At 71.5% G+C, this 4,084-nt stretch carries 5 protein-coding genes; 3 read left to right on the plus strand and 2 right to left on the minus strand.

What is annotated here, in order from left to right:
• The 3 genes from Q7W29_03145 to Q7W29_03155 all read left to right on the plus strand — a co-directional run.
• A partial coding sequence (locus Q7W29_03145) for a hypothetical protein (GenBank protein MDO9170806.1) occupies window positions 1-270 on the plus strand: 270 nt, incomplete at its 5' end.
• Between the two features lie 254 nt (window positions 271-524).
• Window positions 525-914: a PA2779 family protein gene (locus Q7W29_03150; GenBank protein ID MDO9170807.1), complete on the plus strand. Its 390-nt coding sequence runs from the start codon at window positions 525-527 to the stop codon at window positions 912-914.
• A gap of 134 nt (window positions 915-1,048) precedes the next feature.
• Entirely contained in the window at window positions 1,049-3,031 is a 1,983-nt protein-coding gene (locus Q7W29_03155) for a cysteine peptidase family C39 domain-containing protein (protein MDO9170808.1), read from the plus strand.
• A 12-nt stretch (window positions 3,032-3,043) separates the two neighbouring features.
• On the opposite strand, the gene Q7W29_03160 is transcribed toward Q7W29_03155, so the two are convergent.
• Together Q7W29_03160 and Q7W29_03165 are read right to left on the minus strand one after the other, a co-directional pair.
• Window positions 3,044-3,733 carry a sugar transferase gene (locus tag Q7W29_03160; GenBank protein ID MDO9170809.1) on the minus strand — a complete coding sequence of 230 codons (690 nt, stop codon included), beginning with the start codon at window positions 3,731-3,733 and terminating at the stop codon, window positions 3,044-3,046.
• 86 nt (window positions 3,734-3,819) lie between these two features.
• Window positions 3,820-4,084 (minus strand): hypothetical protein (locus tag Q7W29_03165; GenBank protein MDO9170810.1); only part of this gene is annotated, 265 nt, incomplete at its 5' end.

A 4,084-nucleotide genomic window follows, 5' to 3' on the forward strand; every position in this document is an offset into this window, starting at 1 on the left:
GGCGGCGCGGGCGGCACCGGCGGAACCGGCGCCGCGAATTGTCTCGGCGAGATCGGCCGGGGCGGCAACGGCGGCAGCGGTGGCGCGGGCGGCCAGGGCGGCGGCGGCGCCGGCGGCCACGGCGGACCGAGCTACGGCGTCTGGAGCCAAGGCGGCGCGCCCGTGATCAGCGGCACGACCTACATGATCGGGATGGGCGGCAACGGCGGTTCCGGCGGCACGCCCAACGGTCCGACCGGCCCCACGGGCGCCACCGGCAACACGAACTAGCGGCGAGCGCCAAGCTCGTGACGAGGGGAGAGCCGGCGGGAGACCGCCGGCTCTCTTCATATTGATGGGTGCGGTCGTCGATATGATGGAGGAGGCTTCGAGCCCGATCACATCAACACCTTGTAAAATCACCAGTTACGACCGCCATGACGTGCGGCATGTCGATTGCAGTTGCCGGGACTGGATCGACCTCGGCAACACCGCATGAATGGGAGCGTGTCATGAATGGACTCAGGAGATTCTCAAGGATCACCATGAAGGCCGGCGCTGTCGGCGCCTGCATGCTGATCTTCGCCGGTGACGCGGTGGGCGCGGTCCCGGCCGTCGAGCCGCAGCTCCATGTGGTCGGCGCGGACGAGATCCTGGTCAGGATCGATCAGCAGAGCGACCAGGCCGACGCCGACCGGGAGGCGATCCAGGCCTTGCTGCAGCGCGAGGACGTGCGCCGCATCGCCGGGGCCGCCGGTCTGGACCTCGAGCGCGCCAGCGCCGCGGCGTCGGTCCTCTCGGGTGAGGCGCTGGCGACGCTGGCTGCGCAGGCCAGCAGCGTCGACGAGGGACTTGCGGGAGGAGAGGGCAACGTCGTCATCTCGACGACCGCGATCATCATCATCCTGCTGATCCTCATCCTTCTGGTCAACTGAACCGGCGGGCCGTGAACTCGTGGCGTGCAGCCGGCTTCTGCGTCGCGGCGGCGGCTCTGTTCCGGTTCGCACCGGCGGCGGCCGCGCCGCCGGCCGCCACACCACCGGACGCCCGAGGAAGCGCACCGCAGACGGTGCGATTCCTGGACGTCCCCTACGTGCCGCAGAGCGGAGCGCTCTGCGGCGGGGCCGCCCTCGCCATGGTCCTGCGCTATTGGGGGAAGACCGGCGTCTTGGCCGAGGACTTCGCCGCTCTGGCGGAACCAGGCCAGGCCGGTCTGCTCACGGCCACCCTCGTGAAGGCCGTCGAAGACGAGGGCTGGACCGCGCTGCCCTTGGCGGGAAATCGGGCCGGGATCGCGGAGCAACTGGCCCGGGGCAGGCCGATCATCGCCCTGCTGCGAGCCGGCGCCGACTCCTATCACTACGTGGTGCTCGTGGCCTGGACCGACGGCTGGGTGGTCGTCCACGATCCCGTCGTGGGGCCGTTCCGGGCCCTGCGCGAAGCGGAGTTCGCCACCGCCTGGTCCGGAAGCGGCGACTGGGCGCTCCTGATCCTCCCACCACAGCAGAGCGGGGAGCAAACCGCGCCGGAGGTCCCGGCGGCGGCGCTGCCGGCACACATCGCTCCCGCGGGGTGCGATTCCCTGATGGCTGCGGGTGTCCTGCTGGCCCGGGAAGGTGATGCCGCGGGGGCGGAGCACGAGTTCCTCGCCGCCCAGGCGCTCTGTCCCGGATCCGCGGCGCCGCTGCGGGAGCGCGCGGGCCTGCGGTTCCGTGCCGACGACTGGCCGGTAGCGAGCCGGCTGGCGCAGCGTGCCCTGGCGCTCGATGCGGGCGATGCCCACGCCCGGCGCCTGCTGGCCGGCAGCCGGTTCCTGCTCGGGGATGTGGAGGGCGCGCTGCGTGCCTGGAACCACCTGTCCGAACCGCGGACCGACCTGGCGCGCATCGACGGCCTGGCGCGCACGCGCTACGCCGTCGTGGCCGTCCAACTCGACCTGCCGCCGGGCCGGATGCTCACGCCGGAAGCCTACCGTCGAGCGAGCCGGCGCCTGGAGGAATTGCCGGCCCAAGCGGATTTCCGGTTGAGCCTGAAACCCCTGCCCGCCGGGATCACCCAGCCGAACGTGACCGTGCTGGAGCGGCCACTCGCGTTCGGGGGCCGGTGGGACGTCGCGAGTGCGGGTCTCGACGCCGTGCTCGGGCACGGGGTCGACGTCGGCGTGGCGAGCCCCATGGGGCAAGGGGAGCTGTGGTCCGTCGGATGGGACTGGTGGCGGGAGCGCCCGCGCGTCTCGTTGGCGCTGACGGTGCCGGCCGTCGGCGGGCGGCCCGGCATCTGGCGCGTGGAAGGATTCTGGGAACGCCAGGCCTATGCGCCCGCGCTCGTGCCGGCCGCTTTCGTGTCATCCGTGAGCGGCGCGGTCCGCAGCGTGTCGGTTCGCGAGGAGCGCCGGCGCACGGGCCTGTCCTTCGCCGATTGGGTCGGCCCGGACCTGCGCCTCGAAATCGGTGCGGCGCTGGATGAGTGGGATGATCGTGGAGCCCACGCGTCGCTCGCGATGAGCGTGGGAACGCGGTGGGCGGGCGACCGCCTGGCGCTGACGGCGGCACTGGCGCGGTGGGCGAGCCTCGGGAGCGGCGCCCCGTTCGGAAACGGGAGCTTGTCCCTGGGCTGGGATGCGCGCGGGTCGCAAGCCTCCGCAGCGTGGCGCGGCAGCCTGGGGGTTTCCCGCGCGACCGCGGGCGCGCCGCTGGCGCTCTGGTCGGGTGCGGGAACCGGATACGGGCGCGCGCCGCTCCTGCGCGCGCATCCCCTGCTGGACGGCGGCGTCGTCCGGGGGCCCGTCTTCGGGCGCGCGCTCGCCCAGGCGACGATCGAGCGGCAGGCCTGGCTGTGGCGGCCGGGTCCCGTGCAGTTCGGCTGGGCCGTCTTCGTCGACATGGCCAAACCGTGGGAGACCGGACCGGTCGGCCGTGTCCCGTGGCAGGTGGACGGCGGCGCGGGTCTGCGGGTGAAGGTGCCGGGCAGGCGGGGCCAGTTGCGGGTCGACGCGGCGCGCGGTTTCACCGACGGGAATTCGGCCGTGTCCGCCGGCTGGCTGTACCCCTGAAGCGGGACGACGTCAGTGAGCGCCTTCGCCGTCGAGCATGACCTTGAAGGTCAGAGCCAGGATGCGCAGATCGTTCCGCAAGCTGAGGCTGTCGATGTACTCGCGGTCGAGGACGACCTTGCGGCGCACCGATTCGAGGTCGGTGTCGTAGCCGTTGATCACCTGCGCGAGGCCGGTGATGCCGGGCAGCACGACGAGGCGCTCCCGATAGTGCGGCACGTCGTGTTCGAACTGGCGGATGAAGTAGAGCCGTTCCGGTCGCGGCCCGATGACGCTCATCTCGCCGCGCAGGACGTTGGCGAACTGCGGGAACTCGTCCAACCGGGTCTTGCGCAGCACGCGGCCCACCCGGGTCATGCGCTCGTCGTTCTCCACGGCCAACTGCGGTCCGTTGCTCTCCGCCTCCGGGCACATCGTGCGCAGCTTGAAGATCCGGAAGGGGCGCCCGGGATTGATGACGTGGCGCCGATCGGACTGGGGCGGGAACGGCACGCGCCGCCGCCGCCGGTCGATCCCGATGCGGGGCTGCAGGAAGAAGACCGGTCCGCGGGAGTCGAGCTTGATGGCCGGCGCCAACAGGGTCAGGGCCATGACGAACACGGACAGGGCGATGATCGAGATGACCAGGTCGATCCCGCGCTTGATTCCCCGGGCGTAGGCTGCCGCATGTTCGGCGGCTATCCGGGATTCGATGCCGGACAACGGCTCGAACCGCCCGTCGTCGGGTGCAGACCCGTACGACCGGAAATCGCGCCGTTGCCCGGCTGAGGCCGGAATGCCGTCACGGATCACAGGACCCTGGAGCGGCGGCTGCCGCCCATCAGCAGCGCGACGCCGCCGATCAGCACGACCACGCCGACGATCGCCGGGATCGGGAAGGTCTTGTGTTCGGTCGCGGTGATGTTCAGCGGGCCTACGTCGAGAACGGTCTTGTCCCTGGTGTAGTCGATCCCGCCGTAGACCAGCGCGATGACACCCGCGATCGCGAGCACGATGCCGATGGTTTTCATGTCGGTCGCCCTTTCGTGGCGAGGCGCCGGACCGGGTGCGCGG

This window comes from bacterium (genome assembly GCA_030654305.1).
Lineage (GTDB): Bacteria > Krumholzibacteriota > Krumholzibacteriia > LZORAL124-64-63 > LZORAL124-64-63 > PNOJ01.